Raw genomic sequence first — 21,365 nt, 5'->3', positions numbered from 1 at the left:
CACATGATTTCAATAGTTTATCGGAAGTTTTTTAAAATTCCTTCTGTTTTCCCATCGCGAGCGACCGTGTGCCCTGGCTTTGGGGCATCGGTCAACTGGTCAACCGATTGGAAATAATTTCCGTTTTCGGATGTCAGTTGGAGCCCCTTTTCAGGGCGTATTTGCCCGACCCGCAATACGCCGGACTTCGCCAGCCGCTGACTTCAAGATGCCCTGAGACAGGGGCTCATCTTGCGAAAGACGAGACAGCGTGACCGCACCCACCATAAGGGACAGGATCGCCATGGCCTTGTTGCGAGCTTCCAACTCCTCTCCTCCACCCATCAAGTTTTCCAACACCTCGAAATGGGCGAGAATCCCGTCCTCGAATGGTTGCTTGACCTCTGTGTTCTGGCGAGCTGCGTCCGATCCCAACGCGACCAAAGGACAACCTTCTGCCTTTTCTCGCCGGTGGTCGGTCGACAGGTAGAAGTCCATGATAGCTTCGAGCGGATCCGAGCTGTTTGCAGAGGCTTCGGACCATCTCATTGTGGCGCTCTCCATGGCTCTCGCCGATGCGAGTGCCGCGAGGTCGTCCTTGGACGTGAACTGTTTGTAGAAAGCACCCTGGGTGAGACCAGCACCTTTCATCAAGTCCTTCAGTCCTATGCCATCGAAGCCATGCTCTCGAAATAGACGGCTTGCGACATCAATGACCCTGTCCCGGTTCTCCTCTGCCTGCGCTCGGCTCACTCTCATGATGACCTCCAATTAGATTTCGATTGACATCTATATTGTAAATAGAGTTAGGTCGCAATCTAATTCGTTTGGATCGCTCGTCAAGAAGAGAACTGAAAATGAAACGCAAACATGTCCTGATCCTATTCGGCCTCGCAGTCGCAGCAGGCGCTGGTGCCTTTGTAGTGATGTCGCAAACGTCTGCGCAAACGGCGGTAGTTGCAGATCCAAGAACAGCGTCACCACTGGTACGTGCCGCGCAGGTAACGAAAACGCATGCGGTCGAGCGATCATTTACTGGAACCGTCGCTTCAAGGGTGCAAAGTAACCTCGGCTTTCGGATTCCGGGCGAGATCGTCGAGCGCATGGTCAATGTCGGCCAGCGGGTGAATATTGGACAGCCGTTAATGCGGATTGACGAAGCTGACCTGCAACTGGCGCTAACAGCCAGACGAAATGCGGTCACCGCAGCACGCGCTGTCCTGATCCAGGCACAGGCGGACGAAAAACGCTATGCGGCGCTGGTGAAGAATGGCCTTGCGGCCACGCCCCAGCGATACGAGCAGGCAAAGGCGGCTCTGGATACGGCCACAGCGCAGCTCGCTGCAGCGCAAGCGGAGGAAGAGCTTGCTGAAAACGCAACACACTACACCACACTTGTTGCTGACTCGGATGGAACTGTCGTTGAGACCCTTGGCGATCCGGGACAGGTTGTTACGGCGGGCCAGACGGTGGTGCGATTGGCAAAGGCAGACCCACGTGAGGCGGTGGTCTGGTTGCCTGAGACATTACGTCCCGAGGTTGGCTCCGAAGCGCAAGCCAGTGTCTATGGTGGTAACGGGCTCAGTGTAAACGCTCGACTGAGACAGATATCCGATTCCGCAGACCCTCAAACCCGCACCTACGAAGCCCGCTATGTGCTCGATGGTGATGCAGGCTCTGCGCCGCTTGGTTCGACTGTTACAATCAGAATTCAAGACGTCGACCGGCAGTCGGAAGTCTCTGTCCCGGTCGGTGCTATCCTTGATGACGGCAGCCGCACAGGCGTTTGGGTTATCGATGGGACGTCATCGTCCGTGAAATTCGCCTCGATTACCGTAAAGAGAATTGGCGAAGAGAACGCTTTTGTCACTGGCATCGACGTTGGCGAGCAGGTCGTGGCACTTGGTGCTCACCTTCTCGAAAATGGCACCGCCGTTAGAGTCGCTGCGCAGCAGGAAGGTTCAAAATAATGAGCTTTAATCTTTCCGCGATCGCGGTTCGCGAACGCGCTATCACCCTTTTCTTCATCGTGCTGCTGGCCGCTGCGGGCGTCTACGCCTTTATCAAGCTTGGACGCGCCGAGGATCCTTCCTTCACCATCAAGACGCTGACGGTCACATCGGTCTGGCCGGGTGCCACTGCCCGCGAAATGCAGGACCTCGTGGCTGAGCCGCTCGAAAAGCGTATTCAGGAACTGACATGGTACGACCGTGTCGAGACGACCACACGGCCCGGTTATGCATTTCTCACGGTCACGCTGAAAGACAATACGCCAGCGGCTGCCGTTGGAGAGGAGTTCTATCAGGCGCGCAAGAAGCTTGGCGATGAAGCTCGAAACCTGCCTCCGGGCGTGATGGGACCGTTTGTCAATGACGAGTATTCCGACGTCAGCTTCGGTCTCTACGCTTTGAAAGCTAAGGGTATGCGGATGCGAGACCTGGTGCGGCAGGCGGAAGTCATCCGTCAGGATCTGCTTCACGTCCCAGGTATCAAGAAAATCAACATCGTTGGAGAACGCCAAGAGCAGATTTTCGTAGAGTTCTCCTTCGCGAAGCTCGCTACGCTCGGCATCTCCGCTCTGGATATTGCCACAGCTTTGCAGAGACAAAACACCGTCACGCCTGCAGGGTCGATCGACACGAAAGGGCCGCAAGTCTTCATAAGGTTCGACGGTGCTTATAACAGTGAGCAGGCAATAGCCGACACGCCGATTGCGGTCGGTGGAAGGACACTGAAGCTGTCCGATTTGGCGGAGGTGCGGCGCGGCTATCAAGATCCAGCGACCTATATCGTTCGCCATGAGGGCGAGCCGACGATCATGCTGGGTGCTGTGATGCAGGCAGGATGGAACGGTCTCGATCTCGGCAAGGCGCTTGAAGCACGATCGGCCGCGATCGCGCAGACGCTGCCGCTGGGTATGACGCTCACCAAAGTCAGCGATCAGGCGGTCAATATTGATGAGGCCGTTGGCGAGTTCATGCTCAAGTTCGCAATGGCACTTGGCGTGGTCCTGTTCGTAAGCCTGGTCGCATTGGGCTGGCGTGTCGGGATCGTCGTCGCGCTGGCCGTGCCGCTTACTCTTGCCGTCGTCTTTCTCATTATGCTGGAAACCGGGCGGTTTTTCGACCGCATAACGCTCGGAGCACTGATCCTGGCGCTCGGACTTCTGGTTGACGATGCAATCATCGCCATCGAAGTCATGGTCGTGAAAATGGAAGAAGGCATGGACCGCATCAAGGCCGCCGCCTATGCCTGGAGCCATACTGCAGCCCCTATGCTATCTGGTACACTCGTCACGATCATCGGATTGATGCCCGTTGGTTTCGCGAAATCGGCGGCTGGCGAATACGCCGGAAACATCTTCTGGGTCGTGGGTTTTGCCCTCATTGTTTCATGGCTGGTCGCCGTGACCTTCACACCTTACCTCGGCGTCAAGATGCTGCCGGACATCAGGCCTGTCGAGGGCGGCCATGAGGCCATCTATAATACACCGAACTACCGACGCCTGCGATCAACAATCGCGTTTGCGGTTCGCCACAAGTTCATGACCTGCACAATCGTTGGCATCACAATGGCTGTCTCTGTTGTTGGAATGGGTGGCGTGAAGCAGCAATTCTTCCCGACATCGGATCGGCCGGAGGTGCTTGTCGAGGTGCGCATGCCGGAGGGAACGAGCATCGAAGCGACGACATCTGCGGTCAAGAAGGTCGAGGACTGGCTGCAAACGCAGCCCGAGACCAATATCGTTACCAGCTATGTGGGTCAGGGCGCTCCAAGGTTCTTCTTCGCCATGTCACCGGAATTGCCGGATCCCGCCTTCGCCAAGGTCGTCGCACTCACCCCAGATGCTCATGCACGAGAAGATTTGAAGCACCGTCTTCGTGCCGCCATATCGGAAGGTCTGGTTCCCGAGGCGTCGGTGCGCGTGACCCAGCTTGTGTTCGGTCCTTACACACCGTTCCCGGTCGAGTTCCGCATTATGGGACCTGATCAGGATGAGCTTTACAAGATCTCCGAACAGGCTTTAGCCATCATGAAAACCGTTCCCGATGTCCGTCAGGCAAACAGGGATTGGGGCAACCGAACCCCTGTCCTGCGGTTCGTGTCCGATCAGGAGCGGCTCAATCTGATAGGCCTCTCGCCTTCGGAGGCAGCACAGCAGATGCAGTTGCTGCTGAGCGGCATCCTGGTGACACAGGTACGCGATAACATCCGCAACGTACCAGTCGTGGCGCGCAGCGCAGGTGAAAATCGGCTCGACCCATCACGCCTGGCGGACTTCTCACTGATGAGCAGGGACGGCCGTCAGGTTCCGCTGGATCAACTTGGGCACTCCGAGATCCGGTTCGAGGAGCCGATACTGAAGCGTCGCGACCGGACACCGGTCATCACGATCAGGTCTGATATCAACGAGGCGACCCAGCCTCCGGAAGTGTCTCAACAGGTGATAAAGGCCCTACAGCCGCTGATCGCTTCGCTTCCTGTCGGATACCGGATCGAGATGGGCGGCAACATCGAAGAGTCGCTCAAGGCCAACACGGCGCTGGTTCAAGTCTTCCCGCTTATGATCGCGGCCACATTGATTGTCATCATCTTGCAGGTTCGAAGCTTATCAACGATGACGATGGTGGTGTTGACGGCACCTCTCGGTCTCGCCGGAGTGGTTCCAACCTTGCTTCTGTTCAATCAGCCGTTCGGCTTCAACGCGATTCTCGGACTGATTGGACTGGCGGGTATCCTCATGCGCAACACGTTGATCCTGACGGAGCAGATCAAGGAAAACCAGGCGGCGGGGCTCGATGACTATCACGCCGTTATCGAAGCAACAGTGCAGCGAACACGACCTGTGATCCTGACGGCGCTTGCGGCGATCCTGGCGTTCATTCCTTTGACCCATTCGGTGTTCTGGGGATCTATGGCTTATACGCTGATCGGTGGAACAGCGGCTGGGACAGCGATGATCCTGCTTTTCCTGCCAGCGCTCTACGCCGTTTGGTTCCGCATTAAGCCCCCGAAAGCTGAAGCTTCTCAGCAGACTGATATTCAGCGGGAGCCGGGCCATGGGCATGCTATGGCGGCGGAGTAGGCCAACCGATCCAGCGAAAATAACCCGCCATTTAACGGATGCTGCCAGAAGTTGGCAGCATCCAGAAGCGGCCATAGCTCGGTCGATGGTCAGAGGCTCGTGGTGTGGCAACCATCAAACCGGGAAACGACGCCGCCCTGCAAATACGTCTTGCTAGTTTGAGGTCGGCATGACGCCCTTGATAGGGCGCGATCCAATGGGTGCACCCGTTCTTTGGTCTATGGTCACTGGATCGATTTCCTCGCCCGTTTCTTCATCGTAGAATCTCGTATACTCGCCCCCGCCACGATGTTTTCCTCCCCATGCTCCAAGAGCGAAGAGAACTGGCAAAAAGTCGCGGCCCGAAGCCGTGAGCTGATATTCGTCCCTGGGCGGACGTTCGGAGTATCGTCGCTTTTCAAGAATTCCTTCTTCGGCCAGAGCGGTAAGCCTTGTCGTCAGCATCGTTGGCGCGATGCCCAGGTTTTTGCGAAATTCCTCAAAGCGTGTCGATCCTGCATGGGCATCGCGGAGGATCAACATGCTCCAAGCGTCGCCGATCAGGGCGAGGCTTCGAGCGATAAGGCAGGGTTGGTCTGCAAGATTCTTCATGTCCATCTCAAATTAGTAGTGACACAGTATCAAAACAATAGTATCCTATTGGTCATCGACATTCCAGCGCCAGTTTCAAGGAATTTTAGAAGTCGCTGACACCCATTCGATCAGGACCCGATCATGAAATACTACCTTTGCAAATACATACCCCCACGCACCGATTTCCTGGCTACGATGAGTGCGGAAGAGAAAAACTGGATGGGCCAACATGGCGCATATCTCGACAATCTCCTCGGCGAAGGAAAGATCGTGGCCCATGGACCTGTCATGGATCCTGCGGGCGGCTACGGTGTTTCGCTTTATGAGATCGCCGACGAGGAAGAGATCCAAACGCTGACCTCCAAAGACCCGATCGTGCAGAACGGTGCTGGCCACTACGAGCACCATCCCATGCTTCACCTGAAGTTCCGCGGCTGAGGCCGTAGATATCATAATTTCATCCTAACCAACTGGCAGGCAAGAGCCGCCTGAAGGAACCTTCATGCCCATCGCACTCATAACTGGCGCTTCCAGCGGCATCGGCGCAGTCTACGCACGTCGCCTTGCTGCTCGTGGCCACGATCTCGTCCTTGTTGCCCGCGCCACCGATCGACTGGAGGTGCTCGCCGCTGAGCTTCAGCAGGCGCATGGTGTCGCTGTCGAAACCATTACGGCGGACCTGACGGACGAAAACCAGATTGACCGTGTCATAACGCGCCTCAAGGCTGCGCCGCATATCGATATCCTTGTCAACAATGCGGGGGCAGGCCTGCTCGGTGGCTTCACGTCAACCGATCCCGCCGCGATGAACAAGCTGCTGCGGCTGAATGTCCTGGCTCCGACCTTGCTCACATCTGCCGCTATCGCGGGAATGGTGGAGCGTGGCAGTGGATCGATCGTAAATATTGCGTCGGTACTGGCACTTCTTCCGGAGCACTCCCATGGAATCTACGCGGCGACGAAGTCCTATGTGCTGACGATGTCGCAGAGCCTTGCCGCCGAGGTATCTTCCAAGGGAATCTATGTGCAGGCGGTCCTGCCCGCCGCAACCCGTACGGAAATCTTCGAACGGGCCGGGGGCGACATCAGCCGCGTTCCGAACGTCATGGAAGTCGAAGACCTTGTCGATGCCGCGCTGATCGGTTTCGACCGCAAGGAACTCGTAACGATCCCGCCTGTGCCTGACGTCGCAGTATGGGAAGCATTCGAGCAGGCCAGAGGTGTTCTGGCCACAGGCTTTGGAAATTCCGAGCCAGCCGCTCGATACCGCAAATAAGTGTTCGTCACATGTGCCCTGCCCAGCGGCGCTCACCCACTCAACTGCCTCGTTAGCAAATGGAAGTTATCGAAATGGATACAAATAATCGCAGCGTAGCAGTCGTTACTGGTGCGGCATCAGGCATCGGCCTCGCTACTGCCAAAGCGCTCCAGTCGGCGGGGTATCGGGTCTTCGGAACCAGCCGGAAAGCAAGGGCGGGGTCACCAGCGGGCATCACCATGCTCGAATGTGATGTGACCGACAGCGCGTCGGTTGCCAGCATGGTCGCGGAAGTCGTCAATCAGGCGGGTCGCATCGATGTGTTTGTGAACAACGCAGGTGGTGCCTTGATCGGCGGAGCCGAGGAGTCGTCGGTTGAGCAGGCGCAGGCGCTTTTCGACCTCAACGTTTTTGGTATCATCCGGGTCACTAATGAAGTGCTGCCCATCATGCGCCAGCAGCGCAGCGGGCGCATCATCAATATCAGCTCGGTTGTTGGCTTTATCCCAAGTCCGTTCAGCGCGCTTTACGCAGCCACCAAACACGCCGTCGAAGGCTATTCGGAATCTCTCGACCATGAAGTCAGATCACTTGGTATCCGGGTGCTTCTGGTGGAGCCTGCGTTCACAAACACAGCCCTGGACCATAACGCGACACGGCCCGACCGCATGACAAGTGTTTACGATCAGGGGCGCAAAACGATTGAAGCCTTATGGAACAGCGCCATCAAGGCAGGCGATGCGCCGGAGCTTGTTGCGGAAGCTGTCGTGAGAGCGGCGACAGCCAAGTCGCCGAAGCTGCGGCACCCCGCCACGAAAGCCGCTCGCCAACTGCATTTTCTGCGCCGTTTCGTGCCAGCGAGCGCGTTTGACAAGAGCCTGCGCAAGCAGATGAAGCTTCCTGCCTGACAGTGTTGCTTATGGACAAGCGTCTCCCAAAAAAAGGGACGCTTTCTTTACGCAGGCAACGATCACAGGTATCGCTTCAACTTGGCAATGACGCTCCCCTCATGGGCGCAAATGGTAGTTACGGAGGACAGTCTCATGGTCATGAATCTTAAAGAAGCCACGTGGCTGAACGAGCCGGCAGTGTGGGAGGCCACAGAAACTGCCCTCACCTTGACGACGGATGCGAACACCGATTTCTGGCGTAAAACCCATTATGGATTTACGCGCGATAGCGGTCATTTCCTCGGGTCCTCCGTTGACGACGGGTTCACGGCGTGTGTCCGCATACAAGGGGAATTCCGGTCTCTCTATGATCAGGCAGGCCTCATGGTTCGCATTGATGAGAACCGATGGGTGAAGACCGGAGTAGAGTTCACAGACGGGGAGCGCTTCCTCAGCACCGTTGTCACCGACGGAAGATCTGACTGGTCGGTGTCCCAGCCTTTCAAGGAGCTCGAGGATTTCTATATTCGGGTTACCTTAAAGGAAGGTGCGATGCGTATTCAGGCGTCGTCCGATGGCAGGATTTGGCCACTGCTGCGACTGGCACCGTTTCCGGAGGCACTTCGTTATCTGGTCGGGCCGACAGCGTGCACACCGGAGCGAGGGGGACTGGATGTTCGTTTTTCGGAGTTCACAATAGGTGCAGCGATCACCACCGATCTTCATGACCTTACAGCGTAGCGGTGCCACTCAGTGTTCAATTTGATAGATCCAAAACCGATCTTGGACGCGTGAAAATGGGTGCTGCGTGGCATCTCAGAAGATCGCGCAAATGTTAATGGCGAAAATGCAAATCCGTTTGGGTTTGCATGCGTCACTCAGTCCGTAGCCCCGAGCCTTACGGTGACAGGTCCTGGGCGGTCGAAGACCGAAACATCTCCCGTCACCTGCCCGAGGATAATAATGCCCGGAGAGGGAACACGTCCACTGCGATAATAGATCACGAAATGATCGGCACTCCACAGACCAAGCGTGCCGACCGAGAAGTCTCGCTGTCGTGTAAGCTCAGGCAGGGCAGAGGGCAGGTTTCCCGTCTTTTCTTGGCGGAGATGGTCGGACATCTCGATTGTCAATGGCAGCATCCGCGCCAGCGATCTGGCGGCTTCGTTGTCGGCGAGGGTAGCGGTGACTTCTCCCCACGCTGAGGAAATCCGGATGCTTCCTTGAGCCATGACAGGTCCTGTCAATCCTAGTGCGACGACAGCAGAGGCCAATATTATCTTGGGCACGTGTTCGTCTCCGTTTCGATTTTGCATGTAAGCTCGGAGTGGACATCCACCCCGCAGGCGATAGTTTTGGTTCTACTCTGCGGCGCCCTTGGCGTAGTCCTCGTCGGAGACCTTCTCCATCCAGGTGACAGCGCTTCCGTCGAGCGCCTCGGCCACGGCGAAATGGCTCATCGGCTCACTAGCCGAGGCGCCATGCCAATGCCGGATCAGCGGGGGAATCCAGACAACGTCTCCTGGGCCGACCTGCTGAACTGGCTCACCTTCCTTCTGCACCCAGCCGTGCCCGCTCACGATGAACAGAGTTTGCCCGAGAGGATGTGTATGCCAAGCAGTGCGAGCACCAGCCGAGAAGGAAACCGTGGCGCCGCCAATGCGCGCAGGAGCGTCGGCGTGATAACGGCCTGAGATATGGACGCTGCCTGTGAAGTACTCAGCAGGCGCTGGCGCAGCACTGCTTCCTGCGGGAGTGATCGTAATGTTTGCCTGTGGAGCGCTCATTTCAATTCCATTCCTGTTTTCAAAAACCTGTTTGAGGACAGGTACCGCGGACATGGCTCTGGGCCAGCCAGAGTAGAATGCAACATGTGTCAGTATTTCGGAAGCTTCTGACTGCGTTAAGCCGTTATCCATCGCGCGGTTGGCATGGAACGGCAATTGCTCCGGCTGACCAACCGCGATCAGCGCGGCCATCGTCACGAGGCTCCGGTCTCGCGCTGAAAGATCTGGTCGCTGCCACAAGTCTCCGAACAACACACGGTTGGTAAGGTCGGCTAGGGCCGCCGCTGTCGGCGCAACGGCAGCATCGACCGTCCCCTTTCGAGTGGCCTCGGCTGCGATTTCCAATTCAATGCGTGTCGCTTCGCTGTTGCTTAAAGGTGCAATCTGGCGCTCATCGAAGACCTTCTTTGTTTCTGTGACAGCAGAGATTGCATTCGGCCATCCCGAGTAGAACGCTAGATGCGTGATGAGCTCACCGATCTCGCCGGGCTTTAAGTCGTTATCCAGGGCGCGGCTCACATGTGCAGCGATCTGCTCGTTTTTCCCGGTAGACACAATTGCCGAGAGGGTGACGAGGCTACGGTCGCGAGGCGCAAGGTCGGTTCTTACCCAAACCTCACCGAAGAGGACGTCATCCGTGAAATGGCCAAGCCCCGGTGCGACCGTGTAGACGGCTGGAGGAGCAACCCTTCTTCGCTCTTCCTGGGCTTCCACTCCTGTTGCGGCGAGAGCCGAGAAGGCAATGCTTGCGGCAATGTTCTTCATCTGGGTATCCTTCAATTACTGGCATGAACTTCGGGGCCGTCGTGAATGCGGCCCTTAGGACGGTCTGCGGCTCAAGGTTTAAAGTTCCTGAGCTGTGGGACGGAAAAGAATCTCATTGATCGCAACATCCTCGGGCTCGTTGATCGCGAAGGCGACCATCCGGGCGAAGGTTTCGGCTGGCACGCCGACTTGGCCAACATAGTCCTGGTTCGCTTTCTGCACATCTTTCTCAGTGATATGTTCGAGGAGTTCCGTTCTGACAGCGCCCGGAGATATGATCGTGGTGCGAATGTTGTACGGAGCCATTTCCTGCCTTAGTCCCTCGGACACCGCCCGCACGGCGAACTTGGTCGCTGAATACACAGCCGAGCCGCCGAAAAGCTTGTGGCCTGCCACGGAGGACAGGTTAATGATGTGGCCGGATCTCTTGGCTTTCATGTGCGGGAGTGCTGCGGCGATGCCGTAGAGAACACCCTTTAGATTGACGTCGATCATCTGGTCCCACTCATCAACCCTCAACCTCTCCAGCGGAGAGAGTGGCATGATGCCCGCATTATTGATGAGCACGTCGATCCGTCCGTAGGTTTCCACGCCAGTGTCCACCAGCGTCCGCAGGTCATCCTTCCTCGTCACATCGGTCGTGACAGAAGTGGCGTGGCCACCAGCATCGATGATTTCGGCGGCAAGTGCATTGATGCGGTCGGCACGACGCGCACCGAGGACAACATTTGCGCCCTTGGCGGCTAGGTGAAGGGCGGCCGCCGCTCCCATCCCGCTTGAGGCTCCGGTGATGACAATGGTTTTGCCGGCGATGTTGTCGGTCATTTCAGGTCTCCTTTAGAGAGGGAGGCAGATACGGGGCAGTGGCAGCGGCAAGCCCCGCTGCAAATAGCCACTTCCTGCGATGGATTTGCCTACGCCAGATGCTGTTCAAAGAATTGGGCAATCCGGTCGAACGGGATGAGGTCGACACGATCATATAGATCGACGTGGCCGGCTCCCTTGACCCAGACCAGTTCCTTTGGCTCGGACGCCCGGTTGTAAGCATCCTGGCTGAATTCCTTCGAATGGGCTTGGTCTCCGGAAATGAACAGCATCGGGCGCGAGATCGTCTCGATGTCGTTGAACGGATAGAAATTCATGAATTTGACACTGCTGCTCAGGGTCGGCTTGGTCGTCGTCTCCCTTGCCACGCCTGCAGGCGTGAATTCACCGCGAGGCGTCCGGTAAAAGTCATAGAACTCACGCTGGATTGGATCCGTATCGGCCGTCAGTTGCAATGTGGTGCCACCGATGTACTGGATATTGGAGCCATCTGCCTCGGCCCAGCGCTGTTCTGCTGCAGTGGCGATGAACTTCTTGCGCTGCTCGACCGTCTGCGATTTGTTCAATGCATCGCGAAAAGCAGCGCCCATGTCGTACATGCTGACGGTTGCGACCGCCTTGATGCGCGGATCGATCTTGGCCGCACTGATAACGAAGCTGCCACTGCCGCAGACGCCGATGGCACCGATATTGGTGCGGTCAACGAAGGCATGCGAGCCGATGAAATCGACGCCGGCGCTGAAGGCTTCGGCATAGGCTTCCGGAGAAACCAGATTGCGCGATTGTCCTTCGCTTTCGCCCCAGAAAGGCAGATCGATGGACATCGCGACAAAACCCTGTTCGGCCATCTTGGTGGCGTAAAGATTGGCGCTCTGTTCCTTGACCGCACCCATTGGGTGGCCAACGATGATCGCCGGGTTCCTCGACGCCTGGTCGAGGTTCTTGGGCAGGAAAAGATTGCCGGCGACATTTGTCTGATACTGGGTTTTGAATGCGACCTTCTGCAGCGTCACCTTATCGCTGGTGTAGAAATTGGAGGCGCCGTTGGACATGTCTTGAGCCTTTGCAATTTTTGCGTCGAAAATAGACATCGCCCCTAGGGCAGCGACGCCAGCGCCTGTCATCTTGAGCAGGCTGCGACGGTCCATGGCGGTTTTCTGTGTTGTCGTGTCGTCTTGATCTTGATTGAACATCTGCATGTTTCCGTGAATGGTGATGAGCTGGAATTCACTTGGGTGCATTGCCTGGAAGGACCGCCGTGACGGTTCATGGGCGTGTCGAGAAACGCGATGCGGCGATGGAGAGCAGGAAGGAATTGACAAGCAGCGCTGCTGCGAAGAGGAAAGCGGTCCACCAGCCGTAGCCATCAAACAGCACGCCGCCGATCGAAGCGCCCAGCGTGATGGCAAGCTGGATGGTTGCGACTTGCAGCCCGCCGCCGGCCTCCGCATCGTCAGGCATGGTGCGGCTGAGCCACGTGCCCCAGCCGACGGGAGCGGCCGTGCTGAACAGGCCCCAGCCGATGAGAAGAATGGCCGTCACGACGGGAGACGATCCGAACGCGATCAATCCCACGGCAAGGGTCGCCATGATGAGAGGGATCGTGCCCAGAATGAGGAAGAGGTGTTTGTGCAGCAGTTGGCTGACGATTGTGGTGCCCGCGACGCCTGCCAGACCCATCAAAAGAAGCAGGAGCGAGAGCGTCGATATCGAGACCGCGGTGACGGTTTCCAGAAATGGGCGCAGATATGTAAACAGGGCGAATTGACCCATGAAAAGCAGCATGATCGCGGCCATGCCAATGGCAACCTGAGGCCGGGCGAGCAGCCTGAAGACATTCGACGAACCCTCGTGGCGGCGGGGTGGAAGCGACGGCAGGCTCATCCACTGCCAAACCAGTGCGACAAGGGCCAGAGGGACGACTGTAAAGAATGCGCCGCGCCAGCCTACATAGCTCCCGAGCAGACTTCCCAGCGGCGCGGATATCGTCGCTGCAATGGCATTGCCTGCGTTTAGCATGGCAATGCCCTTGGGAACGGAATCCTCCGGTACCAGCCGCATGACGATCGAGGTCGACATGGACCAGAACCCGCCGATAGCGACACCGAGCATAGCCCGCCCAACCATCAGGACGGTATAGTCAGGGGCGAACGTGACGATCGCTCCCGAGAGCACCAGCATCAACGAAAATGTCGCGAGCACGATCCGCCTGTCGAACCTGCGCACCAGTGCCGCAACGAAAATGCTGGTCAAGACAGCAAAGACCCCGGAGATCGAGATTGCCTGGCCGGCACGACCTTCCGTCACGCCCAGCTCGGTTGCAATCGGTGAGAGGAGGCTTACCGGCATGAACTCAGACGCAATAAGGACGGCCACGCACAATGCCATTGAAAAGACAGCTCCCCAAGAGGCTGCCCTGGGTCCATGCGACGTCTGTGTCAAAGGGGTTGCAGCGCTATTGTCACCGTTGTCGAGGTCGGATGATGTTAAAGCTTGATGTGTCATGGCGCCACTATATGTCGGGCTCAATATTGAGATTAGCCATTGCAATTCGCTTGGACTTATCGACCTATGACATCAATAAATGATGGCGGAGGCGACCATGAAACGGGAAGATCTTAATGACATGCTGTGGTTTCTGGCAGTCGCAGAGGAGCGAAGCTTTACCAAGGCGGCGGCGAAACTTGGCACCTCGCAATCAACCATCAGCCACACAATCAAAAAACTTGAAGCTCGGATGGGTCTTCGCCTGCTGACGCGGACAACGCGCAATGTCGCTCCAACGGAAGCGGGTGAGAGATTGATTAGATCACTGGCACCGCGAATCCAGGAAATCGAAACCGAGATCGACGCGCTCATGGAAATCAGGGACAAACCATCCGGTTCGGTCAGGATAACCCTCTCCGATCACGCGCTTGAAAGCGTCGTGTGGCCTAAACTGCGATCGGTGCTGCACGAGTTTCCCGATATCAAGGTTGAGCTGAACAGTGATAATGGGTTTCGAAATATCGTTGAAGAGAAGTTCGATGCAGGTGTCCGCTTGGGTGAAAGCCTGGATAAGGACATGATCGCTGTTCGCATCGGCCCAGACTGGCGGTTGGTCGCAGTCGCGTCTCCCCGGTATCTGGAGACCCGGACAACGCCCTCGACGCCGCAAGAACTGGTGGGTCACGATTGCATCAATCACCGGCAATCGCGAGCGGGTGGGCTTTATGCATGGGAGTTCGAAAAGGACGGCAGAGAAGTCCGGGTTCGTGTCGAGGGGCAACTGACGTTCAACTCGTCATACGCGATGATTGATGCAGCAGTTGCCGGATATGGCATTGCCTATGTGCCGGAAAGTCTCGTTGAAAAAGAGCGGGCATCGGGGCAATTGATACAGATACTCGATGAATGGTGTCCCATGTTTACAGGCTACTATCTGTTTTATCCAAGCAGACGGCAAAACTCGCCCGCTTTCAAGGTCATCGTCGATGCATTAAAGGCTTGACGCTTCCACTTGCACTGGACACCCCGTAAGACGTGCCGTGCAGGCTACCTCAAAACGCCATCGGCGAATGTGAAGACTTCGACCGGTGAAAGCAAGTTTCGGATCGGATGGACCCCAAGGCTTGTCAGGGCGAGATCATGACCTGCCTGACGCGCTGTTGTTTCACAAATTAGGCAATCAGTTTTCGTCTGTTTGCTCAACTCTTGGAGCCTCTGCGCCAGATTGACCGCGTCTCCGTACACCGTGTAGGTTTGGCGATCGTCAGCACCCAGCGTTCCGGCTGCAACAAGCCCGGTGGCTACTCCAATCCTCACACCGATAGAAATCCCATCGAACTGCCGATTCTGCGTTGCCTTCAAAATGTCCCCAGACGCGGCGAGTGCGCGCTTGGCATGGTCTGAAACGGGAAGTGGCGCATTGAACGATATCAGCACCGCATCACCGATATAGTTCACCACGACTCCACCATTTTCGTCGGCGATATCAGTGACAGCGCTGAAGAACGCATTCAGAAAACGGACGAGCCGCAAGGGCGGCAAACCCTCGGAAAGGCTGGTAAATCCCCTGATATCGACGAAGAGAAGCGTTGCCAGCCTGGTCTGGGGAGCCAGATGTCCTTCATCGAGGAGCTCGCGAAGGACTGGGGCCGGAACATACCGGCCAAAGATCTTTTGAACGCGCCGCTCACTCGCTCTGGCCTCGGCATGATCGCTCACAACCCGTCGTGCTCTGTGAACCGCCAGCGCCGCAATGGCGGTGACCAGAAGGACAAGCAGCATTTCCTGAACCCGTGACGCCAGACCAAGAAAATCTGGGTTGAGCACGGTCTTGAGATAAACATCCCGCGTTGGGGAAATGGGAAGGCTCGCATAGGTGATAACTTGCGCCATGCCGGACATGATCCACCATGTTGCAAAGAGAAGTCCGCCTGCTGCCCAGGCTCCTGTCCACAGAACAAGCGGGGGTGAAAGCGTAAGAACGGCGGCGGCAACGACCAGATAGTAGTGCTGCACCGAGCTTGTCAGGAAGACAAGGTTCTGGGGTATGTCGCCGCCGCTGCTCAAGGGTACGAATGCGAGCAAGACGGTCACGGATGACGCATCGAAGGCGAAGAGCGCAAATCTGGCAGGCTTCTCATAGCGCGTGCGGATCGCCGCAAGCGACGTGAGGCCTGCGAGGGCGATGAACGTTGTTATGCCGAAAATTCCCAGATTGATGGGGTAGTAGTAACTGAGCAAGAAGCTGGTCGCGAGCGCCATAACGGCCACGGTGCGGCCTAACACGGCGAACCTGAAGCCTGCACGCTCGGCCTTTCGCAGCGCATTAGCGGTCGTTTCGGCAAAGTCGAGTGCGGGGCGTTTTTCAACCATCTTGTTCCAATCGTCCAGTCCCGTTGCAGACCAAGGCGGGCGAACAAGCTGGGATAGGACAGGATCGGTTTTCAGGCTTGTCGAACCGTAGTCCACCATACGTCAATCGATCATTCGGGATTAGCCGGAGAATGCCGCATGGACTTATGGATTTCCAACATCAATGGAGTGCTCTTCAAGTCGAGGTATTTATGTCGAGACCCGATAAGTACAAGCGACTGAACGCCCCTAATCATTTTCCAATGCACCGTTACTTTGTAGTGTGGCGTGGTTCATCCGCGCTCGACAAAACCGAAAACGAAGCGGAGCCGGATATGCAAAGCCCCATTCAACTTGAGATATCGCGTCGAAACCTGCTCATATCCTCAGCCGCGACAGTTGCAGTGACCGGTGTGGCCGGGGACGCGATTGCACAGTCGCCACCTGAGGAAGGAAAACTGACCTCTAAGGTTTCCCTGACCGTCAACGGCGAGAGCAGGACTCTCGACGTCGACAACCGCACGACGTTGCTCGATGGGCTGCGCGAGCACCTTCATCTTACGGGAACCAAGAAAGGATGCGACCACGGGCAATGCGGTGCCTGTACCGTGATGGTAGACGGCCGCCGCATTAACGCCTGCCTCACGCTGACGGTGATGCACGAAGGTGACAACGTGGTCACGATCGAGGGACTTGGAAAGCCGGGCGATCTGCATCCCATGCAGGCAACCTTCGTCAAGCACGACGGTTTCCAGTGCGGGTACTGTACCCCCGGCCAAATCTGTTCCTCCGTAGCATTGCTGGAGGAGTTCAAGGCCAACATTCCAAGCCACGTCACCAGCGATCTGACCGCACAGGTGAGCGTTACGCCTGAAGAAATTCGGGAGCGCATGAGCGGTAACATCTGTCGGTGCGGCGCCTATTCTAACATCGTTGAGGCCATTGCCGAAGCTGCGGGGATAAAAACATGAAAGCCTTTACATACGAGCGCGCCACATCCATCGACATCGCCGTCAAGGCCGCGGTCTCAAATCCAGACTCTAAGTTCATCGCAGGTGGTACGAACCTGCTCGATCTGATGAAGCTTGAGATCGAGGCGCCAACGCATCTGATCGACGTCAACGGCCTCGGCCTGGACAAGATCGAAGCCACGCCGGAGGGCGGCCTGCGCATCGGGGCGATGGTGCGCAACACCGAACTTGCCGCTCATGAAACGGTCCGTCGCGACTACGGGGTTCTGTCGCGCGCGCTCCTAGCCGGGGCATCGGGACAGTTGCGTAACAAGGCAACCACTGCCGGAAACCTGCTGCAGCGGACTCGCTGTCCGTATTTTTACGATACCAATCAGCCGTGCAACAAGCGCCAGCCGGGTAGCGGCTGTTCGGCTATCGGCGGCTTTAGCCGCCTCCATGCCATCGTCGGCACCAGTGATACCTGCATCGCGACCCATCCAAGTGACATGGCAATCGCCATGCGGGTTCTCGACGCGGTCGTGGAAACCGTCAAGCCGGATGGCAGCCGAAATGTCATACCCATCGCTCAACTCCACAAACTGCCAGGCGAAACGCCGCATATCGAGACCAGTCTGGAACGGGGCGAATTTGTCACCGCCGTCAGCCTCCCCAAGCCTCTTGGTGGACAGCATATCTACCGCAAAGTCCGCGACAGGGCATCCTACGCTTTTGCCATTATTTCGGTAGGCGCCGTCATCCAGCCAGACGGTACCGGGCGCGTTGCGGTTGGGGGCGTTGCGCATAAGCCATGGCGCATCGAAGAAGCAGATGCTCAGTTGCCAAAGGGGGCTGCGCCAACATCGGCTGTGCTTTTTGCGGATGCAAAACCAACCGAACATAATCGGTTCAAGATCAAATTGGTCGAACGCGCTTTGAGTGCCGTCATTGCCCAAGCAAGGAGCTAATCATGCAGTTCGATAAACCAGCGGGCACAAATCCGATTGATAGATTGAAGGTTGTGGGCCAGCCAATTCTTCGCATTGACGGGCAACTTAAAGCGACCGGCCAAGCTATCTACGCATATGAATGGCACGATCCAAATACTCGATACGCATACGGCTATCCTGTCGGTTCAGCGATAGCCAAGGGTTCGATCAAATCCATCGATACGAGCATCGCCCAAAAGGCGCCGGGTGTCATCGCAGTGGTCACTGCCCTTGATGTCGGTGAGCGGACTAAGGGCAAGTTCAACACGGTGAGGCTCTTTGGCGGTCGTCAGATTCAGCATTATCATCAGGCGGTCGCGGTCGTTGTAGCCGAGACGTTCGAGCAGGCGCGCGCGGCGGCAGCTCTCGTTAAGGTCGATTACAGCGAGGAGCAGGGGAGCTTCGAGCTAGGCAAGGCCATGGATGCAGCGACGAAACCCGAAACAGGTGATCCCGATTCCAGTGCCGGCGACTTCGACGCTGCTTTCAAGGCAGCCGCTGTGACCTGCGAAGAGACCTACACCACGCCTGATCAGTCCCACGCCATGATGGAACCGCATGCGTCCATCGCTGCGTGGGATGGCGATGATCTGTCACTTTGGACATCGAGCCAGATGATCGACTGGTGGCGCTCCGACCTTGCGACGACGCTCGATATCGACAAGGAGAGGATCCACCTGATGTCGCCATTCATTGGTGGAGGTTTTGGCGGCAAGCTGTTCCTGCGCGCAGATGCGGTACTCGCAGCCTTTGGTGCAAAGGCTGCCAGACGGCCGGTCAAGGTTGCATTGCCGCGCCCGTTTGTCATCAACAACACGACCCATCGTCCGGCTACTATTCAGCGCGTCCGCATTGGTGCACAGAGCGATGGACGAATAACAGCCATCGGGCATGAGAGCTGGTCTGGTGATCAGGCTGGCGGGCAGCTAGAGGCGGCCGTGCTACAGACACGGCTGCTTTATGCTGGCGAAAATCGCATGACCGCGATGCGGTTGGCAACGCTTGATCTGCCAGAGGGTAATGCCATGCGAGCGCCAGGTGAAGCGCCGGGTCTTATGGCTCTTGAGGTTGCGATGGATGAGATGGCGGAAAAGCTCGGGATCGATCCGATCGAGTTCAGGATCATCAATGACACGCAGGTCGATCCGGAAAATCCCGAGCGGCCCTTTTCCCATCGCGACCTTGTCGGCTGTCTGAAGCTTGGCGCCGAGCGCTTCGGTTGGGACAAACGCGGCGCGCCCGGATCGCGGCGCGAAGGCAACTGGCTGATCGGCATGGGTGTCGCCGCTGCCTTTCGCAACAATATGGTACTGCCATCCGGTGCACGGGTCCGGCTTGACAATCAGGGCATTGTGACGGTCGAGACCGACATGACAGACATTGGAACCGGCAGTTACACCATCATTGCGCAGACTGCAGCCGAGATGATGGGCGTCACCATCGACAAGGTGGGTGTGCAACTGGGCGACTCCCGCTTTCCCGTGTCGGCTGGTTCTGGTGGACAGTTTGGTGCCAACTCTTCGACGTCTGGTGTCTACGCCGCATGCGTGAAGCTGCGCGACGCCATCATTCAGAAGCTCGGCTTGAAGGCTGAAGACGTGGTCTTCGAAAATGGTCAGGTTCGGTCGGGGAGCCGGTCGGTGTCGCTTGCCGAGGCTGCTGGTCCCGAGGGACTTGTGGCAGAGGATACGATGCAGTGGGGCAACCTTACCGAGACGCATCAGCAATCGACATTTGGCGCGCATTTCGTCGAGGTCGGCGTAGATGTCGCAACTGGTGAGACCAGGATCCGCCGTATGCTGGCGGTTTGTGCTGCCGGGCGAATTCTCAATCCGGTCACTGCCCGCAGCCAGGTCATCGGTGCGATGACCATGGGCGTAGGCGGAGCGCTGTCGGAGGAGCTTGCAGTTGATGCGCGCCGCGGCTTCTTCGTCAACCATGATCTTGCCGGTTACGAAGTCGCAGTTCATGCCGATGTGCCTCATCAAGAGGTTATATTCCTTAACGAGACCGATCCGATGTCATCGCCGATGAAGGCGAAGGGCATCGGCGAACTCGGCTTGTGCGGTGTCTCAGCAGCGATAGCCAATGCCATCCACAATGCAAGCGGTGTTAGAGTTCGCCATTATCCTGTCACGCTCGAGAAGCTGCTCGATGGCCTTCCGGATGTGGCGTAGCGCATCTGACGGCAGGCCTTGGGGGTCTGCCGTCTTCCCTGAAGGGATTCTTTCGTGGTCGATGTTTTTAGGAAATTGCTTCCAACCCCCGTGAGGGCGATGTCGAGTGACGATCCTCGCGACATTCTTCGGTTCGCCGTCCAAGCTTACCGAGAAGGACAAGTTGCGCTTGCCACACTCGTTGACATCAGAGGGGGAGCAGCTCGCGCGCTTGGATCGCACGTGGTGGTAGCCGCAAATGGTCGTTTCTCCGGTTATGTGTCAGGCGGATGTGTCGAAGCGGCGGTTGCCGCCGAAGCCCTTTTAGCCATGGAGACGCGATCTGACCGCATGGTGTCCTTCGGCGACGGTTCCCCATTTCTCGATATCGTGCTCCCGTGCGGGGGTGGCATCACGATCGCTATTCATGTGTTGCGATCGGTCGATATTATCGAGCATGTGCTTCAAAGCCTGGCGCAGCGCAAATCTGCGGGATTGAAATATGAGCCCGAACGACAGGCGCTGATATCCGTTGAGCCGCCTGAACGTGCAGGAGTGAAAGACGGGAATGTCTATCTTCTCTATCGACCAGTCACCCGCATCATTGCTTCTGGGCAAAAGAGCGAAACGCAAAGCGTACAAAAAATCGCAGTCGCTTCAGGCTATGAGGTGCTTCTATGTGAGCAAAATGAGCACACGGCTGAGTTGGCTCAACACATAGATGCTTACACTGCATTTATTCTCCTTCATCACGACCTTGATCAAGAAACCAAAGTTCTAGATATTGCTTTGAAATCTTCCGCTTTTTACATCGGCGCTTTGGGCAGCTTGAATACACATCGCCGGCGCATCGAACGTCTTTCCGAGTCCGGCTACACTGCTTGTGAGATTGACCGTATCAATGCGCCGATTGGAATTTTCGGGCCAGCCCGAGATTCAGCGACACTCGGACTTTCTGTGCTAGCTGACGTCGCGAAGAAGCGTTCACAGAGATATCCATGAGATTTTCGGAATGTAGTCAGTCGCGCCTGATGTACGGTCTTCCAAATGGCGATAAACTCGTGGTCAAGTAGATCTCTGGTGTTCTTGCGTTTCATTGACTGCTTAACAGTGCGCCTTCTTTTGATATCCTTGCAGAGCAGAGTTATTGAAAAGACATTGATCAAAAAAAGTGCCTCGCACTCAAGGTTGAAGCCGCCTGGAGTCAATTGCGGTGTTCCGCTGGGCGCCAATAAGAGACATTCCGGGTGTCGCAGAACTGCCAATTC

At 56.8% G+C, this 21,365-nt stretch carries 19 protein-coding genes; 11 read left to right on the top strand and 8 right to left on the bottom strand.

Annotation, left to right across the window (positions count from 1 at the left end; genetic code table 11):
- Nucleotides 1–150 precede the first annotated feature (150 nt).
- A complete protein-coding gene (locus tag ACQZ51_RS17990) occupies nt 151–738 on the bottom strand; it encodes a TetR/AcrR family transcriptional regulator (RefSeq protein ID WP_448779303.1) in 588 nt (195 codons plus the stop codon).
- A 98-nt stretch (nt 739–836) separates the two neighbouring features.
- Here ACQZ51_RS17990 and ACQZ51_RS17985 point away from each other — a divergent pair, with 98 nt between their 5' ends.
- Both ACQZ51_RS17985 and ACQZ51_RS17980 read left to right on the top strand, forming a co-directional pair.
- Nucleotides 837–1,949 carry an efflux RND transporter periplasmic adaptor subunit gene (locus tag ACQZ51_RS17985; RefSeq protein WP_448779302.1) on the top strand — a complete coding sequence of 371 codons (1,113 nt, stop codon included), beginning with the start codon at nt 837–839 and terminating at the stop codon, nt 1,947–1,949.
- Nucleotides 1,949–5,065: an efflux RND transporter permease subunit gene (locus ACQZ51_RS17980; protein ID WP_448779300.1), complete on the top strand. Its 3,117-nt coding sequence runs from the start codon at nt 1,949–1,951 to the stop codon at nt 5,063–5,065. The genes ACQZ51_RS17985 and ACQZ51_RS17980 overlap by 1 nt, the downstream gene beginning before the upstream one ends.
- A 153-nt stretch (nt 5,066–5,218) precedes the next feature.
- Here ACQZ51_RS17980 and ACQZ51_RS17975 read toward each other — a convergent pair whose 3' ends face one another.
- Nucleotides 5,219–5,656 carry a winged helix-turn-helix transcriptional regulator gene (locus ACQZ51_RS17975; RefSeq protein WP_448779299.1) on the bottom strand — a complete coding sequence of 146 codons (438 nt, stop codon included), beginning with the start codon at nt 5,654–5,656 and terminating at the stop codon, nt 5,219–5,221.
- Nucleotides 5,657–5,779: 123 nt separating this feature from the next.
- Here ACQZ51_RS17975 and ACQZ51_RS17970 point away from each other — a divergent pair, with 123 nt between their 5' ends.
- The 4 genes from ACQZ51_RS17970 to ACQZ51_RS17955 all read left to right on the top strand — a co-directional run bounded on the left by ACQZ51_RS17970 (nt 5,780) and on the right by ACQZ51_RS17955 (nt 8,527).
- Nucleotides 5,780–6,076 (top strand): YciI family protein, encoded by a 297-nt coding sequence (locus ACQZ51_RS17970; protein ID WP_448779297.1) that lies wholly within the window; start codon nt 5,780–5,782, stop codon nt 6,074–6,076.
- Nucleotides 6,077–6,140: 64 nt separating this feature from the next.
- Nucleotides 6,141–6,914 carry an SDR family NAD(P)-dependent oxidoreductase gene (locus ACQZ51_RS17965; protein WP_448779296.1) on the top strand — a complete coding sequence of 258 codons (774 nt, stop codon included), beginning with the start codon at nt 6,141–6,143 and terminating at the stop codon, nt 6,912–6,914.
- Nucleotides 6,915–6,988: 74 nt separating this feature from the next.
- On the top strand, nt 6,989–7,804 hold the full coding sequence (locus ACQZ51_RS17960) for an oxidoreductase (RefSeq protein WP_448779295.1): 816 nt from the start codon (nt 6,989–6,991) through the stop codon (nt 7,802–7,804).
- A gap of 135 nt (nt 7,805–7,939) precedes the next feature.
- Nucleotides 7,940–8,527 carry a DUF1349 domain-containing protein gene (locus ACQZ51_RS17955; protein WP_448779293.1) on the top strand — a complete coding sequence of 196 codons (588 nt, stop codon included), beginning with the start codon at nt 7,940–7,942 and terminating at the stop codon, nt 8,525–8,527.
- 137 nt (nt 8,528–8,664) lie between these two features.
- Here the strand turns inward: ACQZ51_RS17955 and ACQZ51_RS17950 are convergent, their stop codons facing one another.
- From ACQZ51_RS17950 to ACQZ51_RS17930, 5 genes are all read right to left on the bottom strand, one after another.
- Nucleotides 8,665–9,018 (bottom strand): cyclophilin-like fold protein, encoded by a 354-nt coding sequence (locus tag ACQZ51_RS17950; RefSeq protein WP_448779291.1) that lies wholly within the window; start codon nt 9,016–9,018, stop codon nt 8,665–8,667.
- Between the two features lie 129 nt (nt 9,019–9,147).
- Nucleotides 9,148–10,338 (bottom strand): (R)-mandelonitrile lyase, encoded by a 1,191-nt coding sequence (locus ACQZ51_RS17945; protein WP_448779290.1) that lies wholly within the window; start codon nt 10,336–10,338, stop codon nt 9,148–9,150.
- A gap of 78 nt (nt 10,339–10,416) precedes the next feature.
- Nucleotides 10,417–11,163, bottom strand: a complete 747-nt coding sequence (locus tag ACQZ51_RS17940) for an SDR family oxidoreductase (RefSeq protein ID WP_448779288.1) — start codon at nt 11,161–11,163, stop codon at nt 10,417–10,419.
- Between the two features lie 89 nt (nt 11,164–11,252).
- Nucleotides 11,253–12,356 (bottom strand): alpha/beta hydrolase, encoded by a 1,104-nt coding sequence (locus ACQZ51_RS17935; RefSeq protein ID WP_448779287.1) that lies wholly within the window; start codon nt 12,354–12,356, stop codon nt 11,253–11,255.
- Between the two features lie 73 nt (nt 12,357–12,429).
- Nucleotides 12,430–13,551, bottom strand: coding sequence for an MFS transporter (locus tag ACQZ51_RS17930; protein ID WP_448779286.1), 1,122 nt, complete (start codon nt 13,549–13,551; stop codon nt 12,430–12,432).
- Between the two features lie 214 nt (nt 13,552–13,765).
- On the opposite strand from ACQZ51_RS17930, the gene ACQZ51_RS17925 reads away from it, so the two are divergent.
- Complete coding sequence (locus tag ACQZ51_RS17925; RefSeq protein ID WP_448779284.1) at nt 13,766–14,653, top strand: LysR family transcriptional regulator; 888 nt, start codon at nt 13,766–13,768, stop codon at nt 14,651–14,653.
- 44 nt (nt 14,654–14,697) lie between these two features.
- Here ACQZ51_RS17925 and ACQZ51_RS17920 read toward each other — a convergent pair whose 3' ends face one another.
- The gene (locus ACQZ51_RS17920) at nt 14,698–16,122 is read right to left on the bottom strand and encodes an adenylate/guanylate cyclase domain-containing protein (RefSeq protein ID WP_448779282.1); all 1,425 of its coding nucleotides are present in this window, start codon (nt 16,120–16,122) and stop codon (nt 14,698–14,700) included.
- Nucleotides 16,123–16,337: 215 nt separating this feature from the next.
- Between ACQZ51_RS17920 and paoA the strand changes: the two genes are divergently transcribed.
- The 4 genes from paoA to ACQZ51_RS17900 all read left to right on the top strand — a co-directional run bounded on the left by paoA (nt 16,338) and on the right by ACQZ51_RS17900 (nt 21,099).
- A complete protein-coding gene (gene paoA, locus ACQZ51_RS17915; protein WP_448779608.1) occupies nt 16,338–16,973 on the top strand; it encodes an aldehyde dehydrogenase iron-sulfur subunit PaoA in 636 nt (211 codons plus the stop codon).
- Nucleotides 16,970–17,920, top strand: coding sequence for an FAD binding domain-containing protein (locus ACQZ51_RS17910; protein WP_448779280.1), 951 nt, complete (start codon nt 16,970–16,972; stop codon nt 17,918–17,920). Before paoA ends, ACQZ51_RS17910 begins: the two co-directional genes overlap by 4 nt.
- A gap of 2 nt (nt 17,921–17,922) precedes the next feature.
- Entirely contained in the window at nt 17,923–20,118 is a 2,196-nt protein-coding gene (gene paoC / locus ACQZ51_RS17905) for an aldehyde oxidoreductase molybdenum-binding subunit PaoC (RefSeq protein ID WP_448779278.1), read from the top strand.
- A 99-nt stretch (nt 20,119–20,217) separates the two neighbouring features.
- Nucleotides 20,218–21,099 carry an XdhC family protein gene (locus ACQZ51_RS17900; protein WP_448779607.1) on the top strand — a complete coding sequence of 294 codons (882 nt, stop codon included), beginning with the start codon at nt 20,218–20,220 and terminating at the stop codon, nt 21,097–21,099.
- The last annotated feature ends 266 nt before the right edge of the window (nt 21,100–21,365 follow it).

The sequence above is a fragment of the Agrobacterium sp. CG674 genome (assembly GCF_053521645.1).
Note: the sequence above shows the minus strand (reverse complement) of the source record. Positions and strands in the feature narration are given on the sequence as shown.

What these genes read in the sequence shown, in the direction of transcription:
- ACQZ51_RS17940 (WP_448779288.1), bottom strand. Translation starts at nt 11,163, where the DNA reads ATGACCGACAACATCGCCGGCAAAACCATTGTCATCACCGGAGCCTCA.
- ACQZ51_RS17950 (WP_448779291.1), bottom strand. Translation starts at nt 9,018, where the DNA reads ATGGCTCAAGGAAGCATCCGGATTTCCTCAGCGTGGGGAGAAGTCACC.
- ACQZ51_RS17910 (WP_448779280.1), top strand. Translation starts at nt 16,970, where the DNA reads ATGAAAGCCTTTACATACGAGCGCGCCACATCCATCGACATCGCCGTC.
- ACQZ51_RS17930 (WP_448779286.1), bottom strand. Translation starts at nt 13,551, where the DNA reads ATGGCATTGTGCGTGGCCGTCCTTATTGCGTCTGAGTTCATGCCGGTA.
- ACQZ51_RS17960 (WP_448779295.1), top strand. Translation starts at nt 6,989, where the DNA reads ATGGATACAAATAATCGCAGCGTAGCAGTCGTTACTGGTGCGGCATCA.
- ACQZ51_RS17925 (WP_448779284.1), top strand. Translation starts at nt 13,766, where the DNA reads ATGAAACGGGAAGATCTTAATGACATGCTGTGGTTTCTGGCAGTCGCA.
- ACQZ51_RS17980 (WP_448779300.1), top strand. Translation starts at nt 1,949, where the DNA reads ATGAGCTTTAATCTTTCCGCGATCGCGGTTCGCGAACGCGCTATCACC.
- ACQZ51_RS17970 (WP_448779297.1), top strand. Translation starts at nt 5,780, where the DNA reads ATGAAATACTACCTTTGCAAATACATACCCCCACGCACCGATTTCCTG.
- ACQZ51_RS17945 (WP_448779290.1), bottom strand. Translation starts at nt 10,338, where the DNA reads ATGAAGAACATTGCCGCAAGCATTGCCTTCTCGGCTCTCGCCGCAACA.
- paoA (WP_448779608.1), top strand. Translation starts at nt 16,338, where the DNA reads ATGCAAAGCCCCATTCAACTTGAGATATCGCGTCGAAACCTGCTCATA.
- ACQZ51_RS17900 (WP_448779607.1), top strand. Translation starts at nt 20,218, where the DNA reads ATGTCGAGTGACGATCCTCGCGACATTCTTCGGTTCGCCGTCCAAGCT.
- ACQZ51_RS17920 (WP_448779282.1), bottom strand. Translation starts at nt 16,122, where the DNA reads ATGGTGGACTACGGTTCGACAAGCCTGAAAACCGATCCTGTCCTATCC.
- ACQZ51_RS17965 (WP_448779296.1), top strand. Translation starts at nt 6,141, where the DNA reads ATGCCCATCGCACTCATAACTGGCGCTTCCAGCGGCATCGGCGCAGTC.
- ACQZ51_RS17955 (WP_448779293.1), top strand. Translation starts at nt 7,940, where the DNA reads ATGGTCATGAATCTTAAAGAAGCCACGTGGCTGAACGAGCCGGCAGTG.
- ACQZ51_RS17990 (WP_448779303.1), bottom strand. Translation starts at nt 738, where the DNA reads ATGAGAGTGAGCCGAGCGCAGGCAGAGGAGAACCGGGACAGGGTCATT.
- ACQZ51_RS17935 (WP_448779287.1), bottom strand. Translation starts at nt 12,356, where the DNA reads ATGTTCAATCAAGATCAAGACGACACGACAACACAGAAAACCGCCATG.
- ACQZ51_RS17985 (WP_448779302.1), top strand. Translation starts at nt 837, where the DNA reads ATGAAACGCAAACATGTCCTGATCCTATTCGGCCTCGCAGTCGCAGCA.
- ACQZ51_RS17975 (WP_448779299.1), bottom strand. Translation starts at nt 5,656, where the DNA reads ATGAAGAATCTTGCAGACCAACCCTGCCTTATCGCTCGAAGCCTCGCC.
- paoC (WP_448779278.1), top strand. Translation starts at nt 17,923, where the DNA reads ATGCAGTTCGATAAACCAGCGGGCACAAATCCGATTGATAGATTGAAG.